The 291-nt window shown below is 40.2% G+C and carries 1 tRNA gene; it reads right to left on the bottom strand.

Annotated elements, in window-relative coordinates:
• Nucleotides 1-214 precede the first annotated feature (214 nt).
• A tRNA-Ala gene (locus H4J62_RS20115) sits at nt 215-290 on the bottom strand.
• Nucleotide 291 lies beyond the last annotated feature (1 nt).

Below are 291 nucleotides of genomic sequence, written 5' to 3' on the forward strand. Positions count from 1 at the left end.
TTCTTAACGCGCATTCGGTTAAAAACGTGGTTTAAAAAACCAAATTAATATTCACTCACAAAACACTGAAAAACATTCAGTATGACGAAAGTAAACCTTAATTTGGTCTTTTCTTTAATGAAGAATCATAATGGTATCTTATATTATACAAGGCAGTTTGTAGCGTCGTGTAGTTTACTACACAAGCTGCGAACTAACGCGGTAGAATTTAAGATGGTGGAGCTATGCAGGATCGAACTGCAGACCTCCTGCGTGCAAGGCAGGCGCTCTCCCAGCTGAGCTATAGCCCCA

It is taken from the genome of Colwellia sp. BRX8-5 (assembly GCF_014077325.1).
GTDB lineage: Bacteria > Pseudomonadota > Gammaproteobacteria > Enterobacterales > Alteromonadaceae > Colwellia_A.